This is a genomic window from Nonomuraea fuscirosea, assembly GCF_003001935.1.
GTDB lineage: Bacteria > Actinomycetota > Actinomycetes > Streptosporangiales > Streptosporangiaceae > Nonomuraea > Nonomuraea fuscirosea.
Genome location: NZ_PVNG01000010.1, coordinates 197,836 through 215,760, shown reverse-complemented (window position 1 = coordinate 215,760; position 17,925 = coordinate 197,836). Strand labels below are relative to the sequence as shown.

Annotated in this window: 19 protein-coding genes; 10 read left to right on the top strand and 9 right to left on the bottom strand. The window is 68.3% G+C overall.

The genetic code is table 11. From position 1 onward, the window contains the following. Positions 1 to 13: 13 nt before the first annotated feature. From B0I32_RS23940 to B0I32_RS23930, 3 genes are all read left to right on the top strand, one after another. Positions 14 to 1,024, top strand: a complete 1,011-nt coding sequence (locus B0I32_RS23940; protein ID WP_106243223.1) for a methyltransferase — start codon at positions 14 to 16, stop codon at positions 1,022 to 1,024. Positions 1,025 to 1,034: 10 nt separating this feature from the next. Further along, entirely contained in the window at positions 1,035 to 2,051 is a 1,017-nt protein-coding gene (locus B0I32_RS23935) for a methyltransferase (RefSeq protein WP_146178294.1), read from the top strand. 77 nt (positions 2,052 to 2,128) lie between these two features. Beyond that, positions 2,129 to 2,809: a hypothetical protein gene (locus B0I32_RS23930; protein ID WP_146178293.1), complete on the top strand. Its 681-nt coding sequence runs from the start codon at positions 2,129 to 2,131 to the stop codon at positions 2,807 to 2,809. A gap of 7 nt (positions 2,810 to 2,816) precedes the next feature. Here B0I32_RS23930 and B0I32_RS23925 read toward each other — a convergent pair whose 3' ends face one another. The 3 genes from B0I32_RS23925 to B0I32_RS23915 all read right to left on the bottom strand — a co-directional run bounded on the left by B0I32_RS23925 (position 2,817) and on the right by B0I32_RS23915 (position 6,895). Then, a complete protein-coding gene (locus B0I32_RS23925; protein WP_106243215.1) occupies positions 2,817 to 4,940 on the bottom strand; it encodes an MMPL family transporter in 2,124 nt (707 codons plus the stop codon). Positions 4,941 to 5,069: 129 nt separating this feature from the next. Then, a complete protein-coding gene (locus tag B0I32_RS23920) occupies positions 5,070 to 5,726 on the bottom strand; it encodes a response regulator transcription factor (RefSeq protein ID WP_106243580.1) in 657 nt (218 codons plus the stop codon). After that, positions 5,723 to 6,895 carry a sensor histidine kinase gene (locus B0I32_RS23915; protein WP_146178292.1) on the bottom strand — a complete coding sequence of 391 codons (1,173 nt, stop codon included), beginning with the start codon at positions 6,893 to 6,895 and terminating at the stop codon, positions 5,723 to 5,725. Before B0I32_RS23915 ends, B0I32_RS23920 begins: the two co-directional genes overlap by 4 nt. Before the next feature lie 106 nt (positions 6,896 to 7,001). Here B0I32_RS23915 and B0I32_RS23910 point away from each other — a divergent pair, with 106 nt between their 5' ends. The 3 genes from B0I32_RS23910 to B0I32_RS23900 are packed head-to-tail and all read left to right on the top strand — an operon-like array spanning position 7,002 to position 8,769. After that, a complete protein-coding gene (locus B0I32_RS23910) occupies positions 7,002 to 7,370 on the top strand; it encodes a TcmI family type II polyketide cyclase (RefSeq protein ID WP_106243211.1) in 369 nt (122 codons plus the stop codon). Beyond that, positions 7,358 to 7,669 (top strand): antibiotic biosynthesis monooxygenase family protein, encoded by a 312-nt coding sequence (locus B0I32_RS23905; RefSeq protein ID WP_106243209.1) that lies wholly within the window; start codon positions 7,358 to 7,360, stop codon positions 7,667 to 7,669. The genes B0I32_RS23910 and B0I32_RS23905 overlap by 13 nt, the downstream gene beginning before the upstream one ends. Beyond that, positions 7,666 to 8,769, top strand: coding sequence for a pyridoxal-phosphate-dependent aminotransferase family protein (locus tag B0I32_RS23900; protein ID WP_106243206.1), 1,104 nt, complete (start codon positions 7,666 to 7,668; stop codon positions 8,767 to 8,769). Before B0I32_RS23905 ends, B0I32_RS23900 begins: the two co-directional genes overlap by 4 nt. Here B0I32_RS23900 and B0I32_RS23895 read toward each other — a convergent pair. After that, positions 8,759 to 9,946, bottom strand: a complete 1,188-nt coding sequence (locus tag B0I32_RS23895) for a cytochrome P450 (RefSeq protein WP_106243204.1) — start codon at positions 9,944 to 9,946, stop codon at positions 8,759 to 8,761. The genes B0I32_RS23900 and B0I32_RS23895 overlap by 11 nt on opposite strands. 159 nt (positions 9,947 to 10,105) lie before the next feature. On the opposite strand from B0I32_RS23895, the gene B0I32_RS57820 reads away from it, so the two are divergent. After that, positions 10,106 to 11,317 (top strand): cytochrome ubiquinol oxidase subunit I, encoded by a 1,212-nt coding sequence (locus tag B0I32_RS57820; RefSeq protein WP_181307702.1) that lies wholly within the window; start codon positions 10,106 to 10,108, stop codon positions 11,315 to 11,317. Positions 11,318 to 11,370: 53 nt separating this feature from the next. Further along, complete coding sequence (locus tag B0I32_RS23885) at positions 11,371 to 12,309, top strand: cytochrome d ubiquinol oxidase subunit II (RefSeq protein ID WP_106243202.1); 939 nt, start codon at positions 11,371 to 11,373, stop codon at positions 12,307 to 12,309. Between the two features lie 25 nt (positions 12,310 to 12,334). On the opposite strand, the gene B0I32_RS23880 is transcribed toward B0I32_RS23885, so the two are convergent. Continuing rightward, complete coding sequence (locus tag B0I32_RS23880; RefSeq protein WP_146178290.1) at positions 12,335 to 12,727, bottom strand: hypothetical protein; 393 nt, start codon at positions 12,725 to 12,727, stop codon at positions 12,335 to 12,337. Between the two features lie 221 nt (positions 12,728 to 12,948). On the opposite strand from B0I32_RS23880, the gene B0I32_RS23875 reads away from it, so the two are divergent. Then, the gene (locus B0I32_RS23875; protein ID WP_146178289.1) at positions 12,949 to 13,332 is read left to right on the top strand and encodes an effector-associated constant component EACC1; all 384 of its coding nucleotides are present in this window, start codon (positions 12,949 to 12,951) and stop codon (positions 13,330 to 13,332) included. Further along, a complete protein-coding gene (locus B0I32_RS23870; protein WP_106243195.1) occupies positions 13,319 to 14,938 on the top strand; it encodes a caspase, EACC1-associated type in 1,620 nt (539 codons plus the stop codon). Before B0I32_RS23875 ends, B0I32_RS23870 begins: the two co-directional genes overlap by 14 nt. A gap of 100 nt (positions 14,939 to 15,038) precedes the next feature. On the opposite strand, the gene B0I32_RS23865 is transcribed toward B0I32_RS23870, so the two are convergent. The 4 genes from B0I32_RS23865 to B0I32_RS23855 all read right to left on the bottom strand — a co-directional run bounded on the left by B0I32_RS23865 (position 15,039) and on the right by B0I32_RS23855 (position 17,782). Further along, on the bottom strand, positions 15,039 to 15,611 hold the full coding sequence (locus B0I32_RS23865; RefSeq protein ID WP_146178288.1) for a hypothetical protein: 573 nt from the start codon (positions 15,609 to 15,611) through the stop codon (positions 15,039 to 15,041). A gap of 273 nt (positions 15,612 to 15,884) precedes the next feature. Further along, positions 15,885 to 16,112, bottom strand: coding sequence for a hypothetical protein (locus B0I32_RS60040; RefSeq protein WP_245955992.1), 228 nt, complete (start codon positions 16,110 to 16,112; stop codon positions 15,885 to 15,887). Continuing rightward, positions 16,103 to 16,543 (bottom strand): Zn-binding domain-containing protein, encoded by a 441-nt coding sequence (locus B0I32_RS60035; protein ID WP_245955991.1) that lies wholly within the window; start codon positions 16,541 to 16,543, stop codon positions 16,103 to 16,105. The genes B0I32_RS60040 and B0I32_RS60035 overlap by 10 nt, the downstream gene beginning before the upstream one ends. Next, the gene (locus B0I32_RS23855) at positions 16,544 to 17,782 is read right to left on the bottom strand and encodes a hypothetical protein (protein WP_106243190.1); all 1,239 of its coding nucleotides are present in this window, start codon (positions 17,780 to 17,782) and stop codon (positions 16,544 to 16,546) included. Between the last annotated feature and the right edge of the window lie 143 nt (positions 17,783 to 17,925).

The following is a 17,925-nucleotide window of genomic DNA, read 5'->3' as shown; positions in this document are numbered from 1 at the left end:
GGAGGCACACCTCATGAGTTTCGACGATCCGATCGATGCCGGGCCGATCCTCGGCCTCAGCCACCAGTACTTCGCTTACACCACCGCGCTCGCGGCCGTGGAATTGCGGCTGTTCGACCTGCTCGCCGGTCGTACCCTGAGCGAGGCGGAGATCAGGGCCGAACTGGACCTGCACCCCAGGCTGACGGCCGACTTCCTCGACTCGCTGGTGGCCGTGGGCCTGCTGCGGCGCGAGGCGGGCGGCTACGGCAACACCCGGTTGAGCGATCACTACCTGCGCGAACATGCCGCCACGAACGTGATCAGGTACGTCAAGGGCGCGCAGTTCCGCTGGCAGAACCTCTTGCAGGCGCTGCGCTCGGGCGAGCCGCTCGTCACGATGAAACCGGCCGGCGCGACCATGGACAACCTGCGCCAGGGCAAGGACGACTGGCGCAAGTTCTTCGCCTGGGCCGACTACCTGGCCTCCGCGCGTAATGTCGCCCTGGCGCGCCGGTTCGACTGGAGCGGGATCGCCGACTTCGTGGACGCCGGCGGCGGCAACGGCACCGCCGCGGCGCACGTGGTACGGGACAACCCGCACGTCCGCGCCACGGTCTTCGACCTGCCCAACGCCAAGCCGGCCTTCGAGGAGCAGATGGCCAGGCTCGGCACGCAGGGGAAGGTGTCCTTCCAGACGGGCGACCTCTTCGCCGACCCGCTGCCGCGGGCCGACGCCGTCCTGTTCGGCGGGATGCTCATCGACTGGAGCGAGGAGCAGCGGCTGGCCATGCTGCGCTCGGCGTACGAGGCGCTCCGCCCCGGCGGCGTCGTCCTGGCGGCCAACCACATGCTCGACGACGCGCGGTCCGCGAACGTGGCCAGCTTCATGGTCAGCCTGAACATCATGCTCGTGTCCAAGGACGGGCGGGTGCCGCTGATGGAGGACTGCCGCTCGTGGTTGCGTCAGGCGGGTTTCGCCCGCGTCGAGATTCGGCCGCTGGCCCAGGGCGAATCCCTCATCGTGGGACACAAGGACAAGTGAGGTAGTGACCATGGCGTTCGACGACACCCTGGACCGCTCTGCCATCTGGAAGCTGGGCATCTCCTTCTTCGGATACATGTCCCTGCTCACCGCGATGGAGTTGCGGCTGTTCGACCTGCTGGCCGGCCGCGCCGCCACGGTGGCGGAGATCAGGGCCGAACTGGAGCTGCACCCCAGGCTGCTGCCCGACTTCCTGGACGCGCTGGTGGCCGTGGGGCTGCTGCGGCGCGAAGGGGACCGGTACGCCAACTCCGCGCTGGCCGAGGAGTACTTCAGGTGCGACGCGCCGACCAGCATCGTCCGGTTCTTCCAGGGCGCGAGACGGCGCTGGGAGGGACTCCCGGGGGCGCTGAAGACCGGAGAATCGCAGGTGCTGGTCAGAGGAGGCAGCGACATGTTCGCCTCGGCCCACCGCGGTCAGGAGGTGTGGCGCTCGCTCATGTCCTGGTTCGACTACCTGGGCGCGATGAAGAACCCTGAACTGGCGCGCGAGTTCGACTGGAGCGGGATCGTCGACTTCGTGGACGCGGGCGGCGGCAGCGGCACCGCCGCGGCCCATGTCGTGCGGGAGAATCCACACGTCAGGGCCACGGTCTTCGACCTGCCTCATGCCGAGCCCGCCTTCGAGGAGCAGATGGCCAGGCTCGGGATGCGGGAGAAGGTGTCCTTCCACGCGGGCGACTTCTTCACCGACCCGCTGCCGCGGGCCGACGCCATCCTGTTCAGCGCGATCCTGCACGACTGGGACGATGAGCAGCGGGCCGCGCTCCTGCGGCAGGCCTTCGACGCGTTGCGTCCCGGCGGCACCGTCCTGGTGACCAACCACATGATCGACCCCGACCGCCGGGGCAAGGCATCGAGCCTGCTCGTCAGCCTCAACATGATGCTGATCACGCCCGGCGGCGGAGGGTACACGACGGAGCAGTGCCGATCCTGGCTCACGGCCGCGGGATTCGTCGACACCGGCGCCCAGCCGCTGGGCGAGTTCGAGTCTCTGGTGACCGGTCGGAAGCCGGATGATCGTTGACCCGGTCGGCCGGGTTTCCTAGCGTTCATGACAGATCCGTCAACCGTCCGCAACAGAGGATGAACTCCATGGCCGCCATGAGCACGATTTCTGTCAGGCTGGGTGGCGTGTGCGCCGTCCTCGGCGCGGTCGGCTACCTGGCCGCCGGCGCGTTACACAGAGACCTGCCGAGCGGGGCGGAGAACGCCGTTCCGCACGTCGCCGCGCATCCCGAGTGGCACGCCATCCATCTGCTGGCCATCCTCGCCGTGGCCCTCTGGCCGATCGCCTTCGCCGGCCTGGCCGGCGTGCTCACCGAAGGATGGAGCGCGATCCTCGCCAGGATCGCCACCGGTGCGGTTCTCGTCGGGTTCATCATCTACGTCATCGACACCGCCTTGGACGGGTACGTGCTCAAGGTGGTCGCCGACACGTGGGCCGCCGCCTCCGGCACCGGGAAACAGGACGCCTTCCTGATCGCGGCGGCGGTGTACCGCGTGCTCCAGGCCACCTTCGTCGCCTCCATCATCTGGCTGGTGGGCGTCCCCTTCTCGTTGATGGGCCTGGCCGTGGCCGTGGGCCGGGCCTTCCCGCGCTGGCTCGGCTGGGCCGCCTTCCTGGTGGGGCTGTTCGTCACGACGGCCGGGATCACCTACTACCTGGGCTTCGACGCCATCCCGCATCTCGCCGGTTTCGTCGGCCCGAGCGGTCTGCTGATGATCTGGATGCTCGTCATGGGGGTCCTCATGACGAGGTCGGCGCGCCGATCGCAGGTGTGACGGTCACTCAGCCGTCGATGCGGGTGTCCTCTCTGATCGGGCCCGGCCGGGAGACCGTCCCTCGCGTGCGGAGCGCCGTGGCCATCCACCGGGGCAACCACCAGGTGGCCGCGCCCGTCAGAGCCACCAGGGCGGGCACGAGGATGGCGCGCAGCACGGTCGCGTCGAGCAGGATGCCCGCGCCCAGTCCGGTAGCCGCGATCTTGAGGTCCACCACCGGGATCGTGGAAAGCAGGACGAAGGCCAGGAACAGGATCAGCGCCGCGCTCGTCACCAGGCGCCCCACCTGGCCGAGCCCGGTGAGAACGGCGGTGCGGGTCGATCCCGTGGCGTCGTACTCCTCCCGCATCCTGGCCAGCAGGAACACCTCGTAGTCCATGGACAGGCCGAACAGGAAGGCGAAGACCACCAGCGGCACCCACAGCGCGATGGCGCCGGTCGCCTCGACCCCCCACAGAAGTCCGGAGCCGTGACCCTCCTGCCAGACCAGGGCGAGGATGCCATAGGAGGCGGCGATGGAGATCATGCCGAGGATGATCGCCTGGCCGGCCAGCACGACGGAGCGGAAGGCACGGGACAGCACGATGAAGGTGAACACCAGGATGGCGGCCAGCATGTACGGGAAGTTGCGGTAGAGGGCGGAGGCGGAGTCGATCGTCAGCGCGCCACGCCCACCGATCTGGACGCCGGGGAAGTTCCGGGAGACCGCGGTGACACGCTCCACCGTGTCCTGTCCGGCGGGGGTGCTGGTCTCGGCTTCCGGCAGCACACTGACCATCGCGGTCCCGCGCTGCCGCCAGACGGGTGAGTCCGGAGCGACGGCCGCGTGCACGCCGTCCACGGTCGCCAGTCGCCGGGCCACCGTCTCCGGCGCGACGCCGGCCGGCGCCAGGACCTCGATGGGCGTGAGCACGCCGCGCGGCACCCCGCCGCGTTCGAGTTCGGTCAGAGCCGTACCGGCGCTGCCCTCGCTCTGCAGCGCCGTGGACACTGGATCGCCCAGCCGCATCGTGGTGGCGGCGATCAGGAGCGGGGAGAGCACGGCCAGGCCCACGAGCAGGGAGATCAGGGGCCTGCGGACGATGAGCCCCGCCCACCGCCGCCACGCCGCGCCCGACGGTATGCCGCGACCTCGGCGTGGCCATTCCAGCACCTGCCCGATCGAGGACAGCAGCACCGGCACCAGCGACAGCGTCACGAGAGTGCTGACCAGGGGGATCAGCATGCTCCCGAGTCCGATGCTGCGGATGAACGGCACGGGTAGCACGATCAGGGTGCCCAGGCCGCCCGCGACGGTGAGGCCGCTGAAGACCACCGCCCGTCCAGCGGATTCCATCGCCCGGTGAATGGCCTCGTCAGGTGACGTCCCCTCGACGCGCCGTTCCTCCCGCCACCGGTTGACCAGCAGCAGCGAGTAGTCCACCGCCACCCCCAGCCCGATCAGCGCGATGAGGTACTGGATGGTGGCGTTCACGTCGGTGATCTCGGTCAGACCCAGGGTGAGGAGGAACGAGACCATGATCGACACTGTCGCGACGACGAGCGGAAGCACGGCCAGCGCCGAGCCGAACACCCAGAGCAGCACGACCAGCGCACCGACCCCGGCGATGAGCGTCTCGATGACCACGCTGTCGGTGGTGACTCCCTCGACCTGGTCTTCGAGCTCCTTGATGCCCGTCATCCTGACGTCGCTGCCCGCGGGCAGGGAAGCTCGCAGCGCTTCGGAGACGATGGGGCCGTACTCGATGGGCTCTCCCCACCTCTCCTCCGGAAGCAGGGCCAGCGCGTACGGCAGGTCGCCGTCATCGGGGCGGGGCAGGAGCCGTACCCGCGCCTCCTGGAAGAGGGCCGCGGTCGCCCGCTCCATGCCTTCCGTGACAGCCGGTGAGCTGCCCGTCTGGCCCGCCGGCAAGCGGATCACCGCTACCAGGGGTTCGGTCGCCCCGCCGTTGCCGTACATCTCCTCGATCGCGGTGTTGGCCTTGAACGCCGGTTCGTCAGGGAAGGAGTAGTCGTTGGCCAGCCTCTCGGGGACGACCGAGGCGGCCCAGCCGCCGAACACCGCCGTGACGGTCCAGAACAGGATGACCCAGATCTTGTGCCGTAGCACGAACGCCGACAGCCGTCGCATCACTCACTCCGTGCGGGGGGAAGGGACGCTTCCGACGCTAGGCCCGGAGGTTCCGCGGGGGCGTCCACCCGTGAGCGGGTTCCCGGCCGGGGAGAGGAGTAGGCGGAGTACGCCCAGGGGTGTACGGGGTCACAACCAGCGCGGCCGGACCAGCCCCACCTCGTACGCCTGGATTACCAGCTGGGCGCGGTCGCGCGCGTCCAGCTTGGTCATGATGCGGTGCAGGTGGGTCTTGACCGTCGCCGGGCTGAGGAAGAGCCGCTCGGCGATCTCGGCATTGGACAGTCCCTCGGCCACCAGGGCGAGGACGTCGCGCTCGCGATCGGTCAGCGCCGACAGCCCCTCCGCGCCGTCACCGGCCGGCCGCACGAACCGCTCGATGAGGCGCCTGGTGACGTTCGGAGCGAGCAGGCTCTCACCGCGCATGGTCGCACGCACCGCCTGCCGCAGGTGATCCGGCTCGATGTTCTTGACCAGGAAACCGCTGGCGCCGGCCCGCAGGGCCTCGAACACGTACTGGTCGAACTCGAACGTGGTGAGGATGAGCACGCGGGTGCCGGCCAGCTCCGGGTCCGCCCGGATCCTGCGGGTGGCTTCCAAGCCGTCCGTTCCCGGCATCCGGATGTCCATCAGCACCACGTCGGGCAGGCTGGATCTGACCACGCTGACCGCCTCTTCGCCGTCGGCGGCCGCCGCCACGACCTCCATGTCGGACGTGCTCTCCAGCAGAGCCCGCAGGCCCGCCCTGACCAGGGGCTGGTCGTCGGCCAGCACGATCCGGATCATGCGGATCCCCGCCAACCGGAGTCCTCCAGCGGGGCGGGCAGCCAGGCACGCACCTCGAAGCCTCCTCCCGCGCGGGGGCCGGCGTCGGCCCAGCCGTCCACGGTGCTCGCGCGCTCTCTCATGCTGACCAGGCCGTAACCCGTGCCGCCCGTCGGTCCCCGGCCGTCGTCGCTCACCCGTAACGTGAGTCCCCGCTCGTCATAGGCGAGATCGACCTCCGCGCTCCGGGCCGCCGCGTGACGCAGGGTGTTGGTGAGCGACTCCTGGATGATCCGGTACGCCGTCAGGTCCACCACCGGCGGCAGCGGCCTGGCCGTGCCCCGCACGGTCCGCAGCACCTCGAGCCCGGCTTCTTCAGCCGACGTCATCAGGCGTTCGACCTGCGCCAGGCCGGGCATCGGCTCGGACTCGCCGGCGGTCGCGCGCAGCACTCCGATCGCCGCCTGCATCTCGTTCATGGCCTCCTTGCTCGCGTCCCGGATGATGTCCAGAGCCGTGCGCGCCGAGTCCGGGCACGCGGCGCAATCACGCAGGGCCTCCTTGGCGACGCTCGACTGAATCGCGATGACCGAGATCGTGTGCGAGGCGATGTCGTGGATCTCACGGGCGATGCGCATCCGCTCCTCGTCCGTACGCCTGCGCGCTTCCTCCTCCCGGAGCCGCTCGGCCTCCTCCATCTGGCGTTTCACCATGGCCAACTGCTCCCTGCGCATTCTGGTCAGCTCGGCGAGCACCACCACCCCGCCGACGACGACCGCCCAGACGAGCACGGTTCCGGCCGCGTAGTCCGAGTCGTAGACGCCCAGCGGCAACCCCGCGGCAGGGTATAGGACCAGGAACGCCGCGGCGATCAGACCGACGGGCCGCAGCCGGCTTCCGGTCTCCGCGATCACGCTGTACGTGGCGATCAGGGCCGGAACCACGGCCGACCCGTACGGGAAGGCCAGGGCGTGATAGACCACCAGCGAGGAGAGGGTGACCAGCAGGGTCACCACGGGCCGGCGACGCCGAAGGGGTAAGATCAGGCACGCGCCCGCCAGCAGAGCGCAGGCCGTCCAGTCCACGGGCCTGCCGTCCTGGTTGAGGCCCGCGATGACGGAGCCGAGGATGGTCATGACGGCCATGCCGATGACGAGCACCGTCTCCGCCAGGAAATCCCTGCGCAGCATCACCACGCCTTGAGCGTAAACCAGGCCGCTCCATACGCCTTCGAGTCCCGCTTGAAGGCGGCTTGACACCATCACAGCGCCGGTACGACTTCCTAAGGAGTGGGTGATGGCTCACCGAACCCTGATCGTCGCACGGATGAACCCGGACCAGGCGGACGAGGTGGCTGCCGCCTTCGCCGCCTCGGACGCCAGTGAGCTCCCGCACATGATCGGTGTCTCCCGGCGCACGCTCTTCCGTTTCCATGGCCTGTACATGCATCTGGTGGAGGCTGATCAGGACATCACCGCGCCACTGTACAGCGCGCGCGGCCACTCCCTTTACCGTGACATCAACCAGGCTCTCAGCCAGTACATCAGTCCGTTCGACCCGAACTGGAAGGAGCCGAAGGACGCCATGGCGGAGCCGTTCTACACCTGGTCCGCGCCCGGTGGCGGAGCCTGCGGCTGCGGAGGGCAGGCGGCATGTTCCGGGTGATCCTCCGGTTCGCCGTCAAGGAAGGTACCGAGGCCGGGTTCGAGCGGACCTGGGAAGACATAGCGGAAAGAGTCTCGGCGAGGAGCACCAACCTCGATCAGTGGCTGCTCAGGGGCGACGAGACCGAGCCGGTGTACTACGTGGTCACCGACTGGCGGGACGAGGCCGCTTTCCGGCAGTTCGAGCACAGCGCCGAGCATGTGGACAACCGGCGCGCGCTGGACCGGTTCCGGGCCGGCTCGACGATGACGACCATGCGCCTGGTCACCCACCTGCGGGGCAAGGGAGCCGCGGAGTGATCGACGGCGCACTCACCCTGCTGACGCCGGGCCCGGCGGGCACCTCCGAGCGGGTGCGAAACGCCCTGCTGCGGGGCGATCTGTGCCATCGCGAGCCGGAGTTCGCGGACTTGCTGGAGCGGATCCGCGTGGCACTGCCCCGCTGCCTGAATCTCGGCGGCACGCACGAGACGGTGCTCGTGACGGGCTCGGGCACCGCGGCCATGGAGATGGCGCTGATCGGCTCGGTACGCCGGGGCCGCTCGGCCCTCGTCGTCAACAACGGCGTCTACGGCGAGCGGCTGGCGAAAATCGCCGGTGTCCACGGAATCACCTGCCACGAGGTCAGGAGCGAGTGGACGCGACCGGTGGATCCCGCGGCGGTGCGGGCGGCCCTGGCCGAGCACGACGACATCGACGCCGTGGCGTGCGTACACCATGAGACCACCACCGGCCTGATCAACCCGATCGAGGAGATCGGCGCCGCGACGGCGTCCGCCGGAGAGGCGCTCTTCGTGGTCGACGCCATCAGCGGCACAGGCATCGAGGAACCGGATCTGGCGCGGGTGCCCGCCGACGTGATCTGCGGCACAGCCAACAAGGGCCTGCACGGCGTGCCCGGTGTGTCGTTCGTCCTGCTCGGTGACAGAGCTGTGGAACGCGTCGCCGAGGTGCCGTCCAGATCGTTGTACCTCGACGCCGCTCCGCACCTGGCGAGCCAACGTCGTGGCGAGGTCGCCTTCACCCCTGCGGTGCAGGCCTGCTATGCCCTGGACGCGGCGATCGCCGAGTACGAGGAGGCCGGCGGCTTCGCGGCCCGCACCCGGCTGTACCGGGAGCGCGCGGCGCTGGTGCGCGACCAGTTCGATCGGCTCGGCCTGCCGATTCTGGTCGCCGAGCCGTTCCGGTCCAGCTCCGTGACGATGCTGCGGCTGCCCGGAGGAGTGTCCTACCGGGCTCTGCACGACGAGCTCAAGACACGTGGCTACGTGGTCTACGCCGGCCAGGGCCACCTGTCCGGTGAGTACTTCCGCATCTGCACGATGGGCGAGATCCCCCGGCGCCGGCTGAAAGAGCTGGAGCGGAGTCTCGCCGACGCCATCGCCGCCGTCACCAGGTGACGGGCAGCTCCGCCAGGCCGCGGATGAGCTGCCCGTCCTGAACGGGCAGCCGGTCCACGGGCACGGCAGGGCCCAGCCGGGGAAGCTTGCGCAGCGTGACGGCCAGGGCGAGCTCCAGCTCGCTCCTCGCCAGCCGCGCGCCGAGACAGTAGTGCAAGCCCAGGCCGAACGTCAGGTGCGGATTCTCCGCGCGTGTCACGTCGAACCGGTGCGCGTCGGGGAAGACGCCGGGATCACGGTTGGCCGCCGAGATGGCGGGCAGCACGGCCTCTCCCGCCCGGATCCGCACGCCACCGAGCTCGACGTCCTCGGTGGCGATCCGCAACAGCCCGCCTCCCGTGGTCAGGGCGTTGTAGCGCAAGAGCTCATCGACCGCGGCGTCCAGCAGCTCCGGGCACTTGACGAGCAGGGCGAGCTGGTCGGGATGGCGGAACAGGCACAGGAACGACAGGGCGATCTCGCTGGCCGTGCTGAGGAATCCGCCGGCGAGCACAGTCGTGCCCATCATCACCAGCTCTTCCTCGCTGAGCCGGCCGCCCGAATCGCGGGCCGCGATCAGCTCGCTGAGCAGGTCGTCGGCCGGCTCGTCGCGCTTGGCGGCCACCAGCGAGGCCAGATAGTCCTTCAGCTCCGCCCTGGCCCCGGCCACTTGAGGCGGTGGGAACCGGGTCAGGCTGAGCATGACGCCGACCCAGCCGGAGATCTTGTTCCTGTCCCGGGCGGGAACACCCAGGAGTTCGCAGATCACGGCGATGGGCAGGGGGCCGGCCAGCCGCGACACCAGATCGGCGGGCGGCCCCTCCTCGGCCAGGTCGTCGATCAGGTCCTCCACCTTGCGCTCGATCACCGGCCGGAGGGCCGCTACGCGACGGTTGCCGAACGCGGGCTGCACCAGCCTGCGCAACCTGGTGTGGTCGGGGGGATCCATGCTGACCAGCGCGGACGGATCCGACGGAATCGGCTGCAGCCTCGGCGCGTCGGGCCTGGTGGTCAACGCCCGGCTGAAACGTACGTCGCTCAGGACGACCCTGTTGTCCTCGTACCCGGTCACCAGCCACGCCTCGTCGCCGGTGGGCAGGCGCACCCGAGCGACCGGCTGCCTGGTCCTGAGCAGGTCGAACTCCGGAGCCGGCTCGCCCGGGAGCTGGGACGTGAAGGGGAACGCATACGTGGTCATGCGGCACTCCTACCGGTACGGAGGATCTCATCCTCGCCACGGTTGATCGCGTCGCCTTCGAGGGACGTTGGAGAGCGGCACCAGCGGGACACCAACGCGATACGAGTCCTCACTGGCACCGTCGTCCGGACGGAGAGCCACGGGGTGATGATGGACCTGTTGCTGTTGTCTCGACTGCAGTTCGCCGCCACGGCGTCGATCCACTTTCTGTTCGTGGCTCTTTCGCTGGGTCTGGTGGTGTTCGTAGCAGCCATGCAGACGATGCACGTGATCACCGACAAGGACGTCTACCTCCGGATGACGCGCTTCTGGGGCACGCTCTATGTGATCAACTATGCGGTCGGCATCATCACGGGCCTGGTGATGGAGTTCCAGATCGGGCTGAACTGGAGCGGGCTGGTGAAGGTCACCGGCGACGTCCTCGGTGTCCCGCTGGCGCTGGAGACCCTGATCGGCTTCGTGGTCGAAGCGACGTTCCTCGGCATGTGGATCTTCGGCTGGAACCGGCTGCCCGCCCTGGTTCACCTGAGCCTCATCTGGCTGGTCGCCGCGGCAGGTTACGTCACCGCTTTCTGGATCATGGTGGCGAACTCGTTCCTGCAACACCCGGTCGGCTACGAGATGCGGGAAGGGCAGGCGCGCCTGACGGACGCCGGCGCGCTGCTGACCAACCCCGCCCTGACCGACGCGTTCCTGCATCTGATCTCCGCCGCGCTGCTGACGTGCGCCTTGTTCGTCGCGGGGATCAGCTCCTGGCATCTGCTCAGGCGTGGCGCCGACGCCGGCGTCTTCCGGCGGTCGCTGCGCTGGGGTCTGCTCGTCGCCCCGCTCGGCGGGTTCTCCGCCATCCACTGGGGCTTCGTCCAGGAGAACGTCGTCGAGCGGTACCAGCCGATGAAGCTGGCCGCCATGTCGGGGACGCTCGGCGGATCGGGTGACGCGAGTCTCGCGCCACCGTCCTGGATCATCGTCCCTTTCGAGATCATGAAGGACGTCGCCTACGTCGTGTCGTGGGGGACGTTCCTCTTCCTCCTCCTCACCATCGGCGGCCGGATCTTCCGGATGCGCTTCCCGCTCTACCTGCTGATCGGGATGCTGCCGCTGCCCTTTCTGGCCGTGTCGATGGGCTGGCTGGTTCGTGAGGTGGGCCGCCAGCCCTGGGTGGTGTGGGGTGTGCTGAGAACCGACCAGGCGGTGTCCGACCTCGAACCCACCGCGGTGGCCCTGTCGTCGGCCGGCTTCGTCACGGTGCTCGCCTCGCTGGCCGTCATGGACTACTGGTTGATCGCGAAGTTCGCCCGGCGCGGAGTGAGCGCCGCGACATTCGGAGCGGCGGCCGGCGAGACCGAGGTCCGGCCACTCCGCTTCTGAGGGCGAGTTCTGAGGGCGAGTTCTGAGGGCGAGTTCTGAGGGCGAGGAAACCCATGGACCTTCTCTGGATCATCCTGCTGATGCTGTTCCTGAACCTCTACGCGGTGACGGACGGGTTCGCCATCGGCGTGGGCATGCTGCTGCACCGCATGGGGAGGACGAGTGAGCAGCGGCGCACCCTGCTCACCGTGATCGGCCCGTTCTTCCTCGGCAACGAGGTCTGGCTGGTCGTGGCCGGCGGCGTGCTGGCCGGAGCGTTCCCCCTTGCCGAGGCCCGGCTGTCGGAAGGGCTCTACCTGATGGTGGTGGCGGGTCTGCTGATCTGGGCGTCGCGGGACGCGTCGATCTGGTTCCGGAGCAGGCTTGCCTCCGTACGCTGGCGGGTCGCCTGGGATCGCGTCCTGAACGTGGCGAGCGTCGCCTTCGCCGCCTTCTGGGGAGCGGCTGTGGGTGCGGCGCTGCACGGGACGGGGCCGTTCACGCTGGTGTGGGCCACGGTGGCGGTCGTACTGCTCGCCGCGCACGGTGCCGTGTTCGCGGCCCTGAGATCACCGGCCGAGCTCGCCGTGGACGCGCAGGCCCTGGCGTCTCGCTTGCTGGGGCCGGCGGCGGTCCTCCTGGCGCTCGCCCCGCTCACCGGATTCCTGATCGGCGGCCTCCCAGGCGAGAGCCTCCCGCTCGCCGTCCCCGTCGCCGTCCCCGTCGCGGTCGGCGGAGCCGGCGCTGCGGCCTTGTGGACAGCTCGGACGGCTGTCCGCGCGGAATCCTACGGCCGTGCGGTGGCGCTGACGTCTACTGCGATCACCAGCGTCACCGTGCTCGTCGGCGTGCGGCTCGGACCGGAGCTCGCCCAGGCCGCGGCGGGAGCGGAATCCCTGCGGGTGCTCGGCGGGTTCGCGCTGATCCTGCTGCCCCTGCTGGCGGGCGCGCAGGTGTGGATGTGGCGGACCTTCCGGCAACGTGTGGATGCGAGGACTGTCCTCTTCTTCTGACGCGTCCATAGCACGAGGAGTGGTTCTACAGGTGATCGCGGTCGGCGTTCGCCCGGCACGTCTCGTAGTTCGTGTGACGGATGGTGCGGAAGTTGTCGATCGACATCCAGCCGTACGTTCTCGTCCCCTTCACCCGGCCGAAGACCCAGAGGTGGCCGTGCCGGTTCTTCACCCAGCAGTGAAAGTACATGACCCGGCCGCTGCCGAGCCTGGCCACGTTCGCGCAGTGGCCCGCGTAGGGCCCCTTCTTGAGGTTGTAGGAGCCCTTCATCACGCCGTAGCCGCCGTCCAGGTTGGAGGTGGCGTACCCGGCACACGGAGGCGGGACGGCCGACGCGGCCGACGCGTTCACGAGTGCCGCAGTCATGATCGCGCCGGTCGTGACCAGCATTCCTACCGCCTTGGCCGCGAATCGCATGGTGCCTCCTTTTGTTCTGTTGGCCGACTGGCTGTCCATATGGTGCGCGGGGCGATGTTGAGAATCTGTTGAGTGCTCGTTGAGAGGACGGGGAGCTGCGGCGCAGTTGATTCGAGGCGCAAGCCGTTTCATCAACGGCAAGATAAGGCGGAGCGCATCCAGGCCGCTAGCATGATGGATACCAAAAGCCGTAATTCAAAGGACGTTACCTCGTGCTTGAGATGTCCGATGCTGTGGACCTGCAGGTGGTTGTCGAGGGTGCGGAAGCCGAGACCCACGCGGTGGGGTTGTTCAACTGGCTCGGTTCCGAGGATGAACTGCGCGGGCGGGTACGGCCTCAGCGGCGGGCGCCGAAGCCGGGTGAGATGGGCTCGGCGGTGGAGTTGCTGACGGTGGCGGTGGGCTCCGGTGGTGCGGTGGCGGTGCTGATCCAGTCGGTGTGCACCTGGCTCACCTCCCGCGGCGCCGACGTCAAGGTCACCGTCACCACCGCCGACGGGCGGCGGGTCGAGGTGGACGTCCGTCGTGCCGCGGATCCGGCGGCGGTGCTGCGGGAGGTGGCGGAGCAGTTCCCGGCGGCTGTCGAGCGGCATGGTGAGTCGTAAGCCGTTGCTGGATGGCGGGGGCAGCCGGGCGGTGCTCATCGGGGCGGGTACCTTTCACGACCCGGAGTTGCCTGACATCCCGGCCGTACGCACGAATCTGGAAGATTTGCGGCAGGTGCTGACGCATCCCGTTCATGGCCTCTTCGAAGCCGATCACTGTCAGACCTTGGCCGATCCGGCGGATCAGGCCGCCGTCGGCGTGGCCCTGACCGCCGCCGTCCGCGAGGCGGAGGATCTGCTGCTGGTCTATTACTGCGGGCACGGGGTCCTCGACGAGACCGGAGCCCTGCATTTCGCTCTGACCGGTACGAACGCCGAACACGTCGGCTTCTCCGCCGTTCACGTCGACCTGGTCAAACGCATGGTCGGCAGCGCTCGCGCCAAAGCCCGCGTGCTCCTCCTGGACTGCTGTTTCTCCGGCCAGGCCGTCACCGTCATGAGCGACCGGCGGCGCCTCGCCCTGGGGCAGCTCGATCTGACGGGCACTTATACCCTGACGTCCACGCCTGCCAATTCCCTCTCCCACGCTCCACTCGGTGCCCGGAACACCGCATTCACCGGAGCGTTGCTGAACGCGCTACGGGAACCCGGCCCGCTCACCCTGGACGAGATCCACCGCCACGTCGACCGGGAACTGGTCGGCCGGGGCTTCCCCCGCCCGCAACGCCGTTCCGTCGGCAGCGCCGGAAATCTCACCGTGACGCGGGGGCCGATCCGACCTCGGCAAGAGTCCCGTCCGGCCACTTCTCCCAAGAAGCCGCCGAGCGCTGCGGCGAAGACCGGCCGTGCCCTGCTCGCGATGTTGCCGCTGGCCTTGCTCCAGGGCAGCACCTACGTACCTCAGGAGCCGGGCTCGTTCCTCGATGCCCCGCGCATAGTGGCGGGAGTCTGGCAGGACGAAGGAAATCGCCGCAACGGAGCAAGATCGAGCTACAACGAAGACGCGATCAAGGGGCTGCTTCGTCTTGCCGGCTTCAAGGAAGAGATCGCCTTCAACAAGGTCCCCCGAGAACAGGCGATGAGCACGCTGATGAGTGGCGGGGCCCACATCGTCGGCACGCTGGGCATCATCCCGTCCAGAGAAGCAGTGGCCGACTTCGTCGGTCCGCTCGCGTCCTCGCGACTGGGCGTGCTGGTTCGTCGCGGCGAAAAAAGCATCGAAAAACCTGCTCACCTCTCCGGGCGACGCGTATGCACGATCGCCGGGTCGACGACAGCCGACTCCTTGGAGAAGACCGTGAACGGGGCACAGATCTACCTGCAGAAGGGCTTCGCCGACTGCCTCACCTGGCTGCGTCGGCGTGCCGTGGACGCGATCGTCGGAGACCGGCTGACGCTCGCCGGTATCCAGCTGGCGGAGCGAGATGACATCCAACTCGTCGCGGACATCAGGTTCGGCCCACGCGAATCCACGGGATTCGCGATCAGCAAGGGCGACCACGATACGTGCGAACGCCTCCGCATCGCCTTGCAGAAATACGTCGGCAGCAAGGACTGGCGGAATCACTTCATGGAACGCCTGCCTTCGAAATCGGATTATGTCGATGGGCAACCCACTCTTGAAGAGATCGACGAAATGTCGTGCCGAGCGCGCGCAGCAGGCTGAGCGGCCCGCGATGACGGGCGCTCTGCGCCAGGCCCGGTTGCCTGGATGTCAGGGGAGCCGGGTGACTACGTAGTCGCTCGGACGAGACCGTGCGGGCCGATCAGTGCTCGCCGTAGCGGAACTCGAAACCAGCGCCCTCGTGCGGCGGGGCCATCTCACGTGAGCGGCCGTCCAGCTCGTTCGTCGCGATGAGGTGGATCTCCCGGACGAGGCCGAAGTTCTTGTCGCCGAACGATCGGGCGAGGGCCGGCCAGTCGGCGAGAAGGCGGAGGGCCTCCGCTGTGGCCGCCGAGCAGGTGCCCGCCGCGATGAAGACGGTGGTCAGGCGCCGGTCGCCGTCCTTGCCACGATCCCATTTGAGGCGTTCCACGACAAAGTACTCCTTGTGGAACGGATGCTGTTCGCCGTCGAAGGTCTGTGTCCACTCGACGCCGCGCCACAGGTCCTTCGACTCGTTGTCATGAAAGTTGCCGATCCTGATTCCGCGCTCTCCGTCGGCTTCCCTCCGGATGAACTCGAATCTGGACGGGATTTTCTTCATGAGATATTGGGTCAGGACGTTGTAGACGGCCGCGCCGGCCACGACCAGCTCGTGCGACGCCTCGCCCGCGACGTCGATGAGTACCTGCGCGGTGGATCGGACGGGCACGGCATGCGTGGCAGGCCGGTCCACACTGACTCCACCGTGGGAGTAGTTCGATGCCGGTCGTAGCCGGAAGCCATCCCATGTAGGTAGAGCGCCGTCTCTTCGTTCGGCATGCTCAGGGCCAGCTGCGCGGACAGAATGCGCTGTGCGACATCGGGAAGCCTGACAGCGGCACGGCATTCGTGATCCCGGACGCCGGGCCTCCTTCGGCGATCCGGTCGGCCAGAGTCCGTAGATCCACCGAGCCGAGGCGTTCCACCGCATCCGCCGCGATCTTCTCGAAACGAGGGTGGACGCCGCTCACGGCAGGTCGCGGCAGAGGGCGAGGGCCGGATCGCCGATCGGCACCACGAACCTGCGGTCGAGGAACCGGTTGCCGCGCTCGCAGGTGGTCTCCGAGACGAACAGGCACACGTGGCAGGCCGCGCCCTGCAGGAAGTCCTCCGGCTTGCGAGGCAGCCGCTCGGCACAGAGAGGATCGGAGGAGCAACTCCTGGCCTCGGTGAGCGCGCGGCGGGTCAGCCGCACCAGAGTTCGTCGGGCTCGGCGAGGGACACCAGGCCGCCCAGGGTGCCCTCGGCGTCCGGTACGGCCGTATAGATGAGGTTCCCACTGCGCGGGTCGTCCTCCGTGCCCGCGTAGATCCGCTCGGCCAGGCTGGCCGAGTTGTAGCCGCATTCGAGCGCGATCGTACGGATCAGCAGGTGCGACAGCGTGTGCAGCGCGTAGTAACGAGGCAGCGGCCAGGTGTTGTACCGGGTCTCCTCGTTGAACGGCTGGCCGGTGCGAGCCGAGTGGCGGTATTCGCAGAACCGGCCGTACGCCTCCTTGTGCAGCCGCAGGGCGTCCGAGCTCTCCACCTGCTCCTCCCAGCGGGAGAGCAGATCCTCGGGCAGCCGCAGGAGATGCCCTCGCCTGGCATCTCGCTCGCCGACACCCAGGTGGGCTTGGAGCGGCACTCAGCCTTTCTCGTCGTCTCCGCGCCGACGGAGCGCTCGCTCAGCGATGCCGCTGGTGAGCTTGCCCGTCACCGATCTGGCCAGGTCGAGGGTCTCGTTGCCGAGGCACCTTGCGGCATCGACGCCAGCTGCTCCTGTTTCGAGCGCTTGGTCTCTCACCTCTTTGGCCGCGTCCGCCCATCGTCTCGCCTGCGATGACTTGCGAACGCGCCCGATCCCGAGCCGCCCGTGGAAGTCGACGATGGCGCGCGAGACATGATTGCTCGACTGCACTACGGCCGGGGCCTTGGCCGGATACATCAGCACCTTGGTGTTGGCCGTGGCAGCAGCCGCATCCATGCGGGCCATCAGACGGTCGGTGCTTCGTGAGATGAGTTCCAGCCGGTCCTTCCTGGCGGCCCGCAATCCGAGGCGATGCCCGTCCAACTCCCCCGGAGACGCGTCCAGCACCCGGTCGAGTTCAAGCACGACGATCGCGTCCTGCAGTTGGAAGCAGCGAGCCAGCACAGCGAGCCACTCCTGTCCCTTGGCCTCTGCTTCCTTGGCCGCCTTGGCGAGATCAACGAGCTTGGTTGTGCCTCCCAGTTTTTCCGCGAGCGCGTCGAGTTGACGCAACGCATACGCCTGAGTCTCTGCGATCGTCGCCGGCGCGGTCTGCACCTTCGACCATGTGACTTCGTCGACCCGGCCCCTCGTCTCTCGGATGGTCATGGCCTCCTCGATGACGAAGCCCACGCCGATCATGCGGGCCAACACGGCGTCCTTCTGGCCGCGCAGCACATCGTCGACCTTCTCTTCGATCGTGACGAGATAGTCGGTGATTTCGTTCATGGCCAGCTGCATCGCAAGCTGCGCCATAACCGCTGCAGCAGTAGCCAGAAGCGCCGGGTTGGGCCCAACCGATCCGGGCCCCTTCGCGATCTGGAGCCATGATTTGATCGAGCCCGGCTGCCCCACCATTGCGTGGCTGACGCCTGGAGTCTTGCTTTCCATCAGCCCGATTTTCTTGACAAGCTGCGCGGACTCCTTGGTCAGCTGCACCCAGCGACCTGAGTTGGCGGCGATCTCGGAACCTGCCTGTAGGGCTCCAGCTCCGATACCGAGAACAGATCCGAGCCGTTGCAGTCCGAGGTCCTTCGACGGCAGTCCCTCAGAGACCAGGAAGCGTTCGACAGCGGTCGGGTGCCCGATGACCGCCAGGCCATCGCCGTCACTGATCAGTTGAATCTCGTTATCCATCACCGGCTCCTGAAATGAAGCGACTCTTCGCTGTTGAGGGTGGAGTCGGGATGCGAGCGGCGATCACGGGGTGTGTGTCGAGCACTTACCGGACGGGGATTTCCACGCTCACCGTCCGGCGGAGGCCCTCGATGCGCCCCACG

Bases quoted from the DNA above. Each gene is read 5' to 3' on its own strand.
- B0I32_RS23940 (WP_106243223.1), top strand. From the start codon at position 14: ATGAGTTTCGACGATCCGATCGATGCCGGGCCGATCCTCGGCCTCAGC.
- B0I32_RS23870 (WP_106243195.1), top strand. From the start codon at position 13,319: ATGGTGAGTCGTAAGCCGTTGCTGGATGGCGGGGGCAGCCGGGCGGTG.
- B0I32_RS23880 (WP_146178290.1), bottom strand. From the start codon at position 12,727: ATGCGATTCGCGGCCAAGGCGGTAGGAATGCTGGTCACGACCGGCGCG.
- B0I32_RS23895 (WP_106243204.1), bottom strand. From the start codon at position 9,946: ATGACCACGTATGCGTTCCCCTTCACGTCCCAGCTCCCGGGCGAGCCG.
- B0I32_RS23905 (WP_106243209.1), top strand. From the start codon at position 7,358: ATGTTCCGGGTGATCCTCCGGTTCGCCGTCAAGGAAGGTACCGAGGCC.
- B0I32_RS23925 (WP_106243215.1), bottom strand. From the start codon at position 4,940: ATGCGACGGCTGTCGGCGTTCGTGCTACGGCACAAGATCTGGGTCATC.
- B0I32_RS23920 (WP_106243580.1), bottom strand. From the start codon at position 5,726: ATGATCCGGATCGTGCTGGCCGACGACCAGCCCCTGGTCAGGGCGGGC.
- B0I32_RS23855 (WP_106243190.1), bottom strand. From the start codon at position 17,782: ATGGATAACGAGATTCAACTGATCAGTGACGGCGATGGCCTGGCGGTC.
- B0I32_RS23930 (WP_146178293.1), top strand. From the start codon at position 2,129: ATGAGCACGATTTCTGTCAGGCTGGGTGGCGTGTGCGCCGTCCTCGGC.
- B0I32_RS23875 (WP_146178289.1), top strand. From the start codon at position 12,949: ATGTCCGATGCTGTGGACCTGCAGGTGGTTGTCGAGGGTGCGGAAGCC.
- B0I32_RS23885 (WP_106243202.1), top strand. From the start codon at position 11,371: ATGGACCTTCTCTGGATCATCCTGCTGATGCTGTTCCTGAACCTCTAC.
- B0I32_RS23915 (WP_146178292.1), bottom strand. From the start codon at position 6,895: ATGCTGCGCAGGGATTTCCTGGCGGAGACGGTGCTCGTCATCGGCATG.
- B0I32_RS23935 (WP_146178294.1), top strand. From the start codon at position 1,035: ATGGCGTTCGACGACACCCTGGACCGCTCTGCCATCTGGAAGCTGGGC.
- B0I32_RS23910 (WP_106243211.1), top strand. From the start codon at position 7,002: ATGGCTCACCGAACCCTGATCGTCGCACGGATGAACCCGGACCAGGCG.